The organism is Mesorhizobium sp. M3A.F.Ca.ET.175.01.1.1, from assembly GCF_004791945.1.
In the GTDB taxonomy this organism is placed as follows: domain Bacteria; phylum Pseudomonadota; class Alphaproteobacteria; order Rhizobiales; family Rhizobiaceae; genus Mesorhizobium.
The window spans coordinates 1-280 of the sequence record NZ_SRTP01000432.1; the positions used below are offsets into that span (position 1 = coordinate 1).

Sequence of the window (280 nt, forward strand, 5' to 3'; positions counted from 1 at the left end):
CGTCGATCTCGAACAGCTCATGATCCTGAACGCGCCAGCCGCCGCCCTGCTTGGCGGAAAGCAGAACGGATTCATAGACCGTCAGCACCGCGTTTGCGCCGGTGTCCTGCGGCATGTAGCAGATGGCGCGGTCTCCACGGGCGGTATCGGAAAGTTCCACCAGCCCCGGACCGGAGATCAGGCTGGCGATGCGCTTGAAAAGCGTCGACTTGCCGGCCGCATTCGGGCCGATCACCGCCGTCACGCTACCGCTTTCGAGCGTATCGATGCCCACCTTGGA

1 protein-coding gene is annotated in these 280 nt (G+C 63.6%); it reads right to left on the reverse strand.

Features of this window, described 5'->3' with window-relative positions; all coding sequences use genetic code 11:
- The coding region (locus EN818_RS32305) for an ABC transporter ATP-binding protein (protein ID WP_135906776.1) at window positions 1–280 on the reverse strand (280 nt) is incomplete at both ends.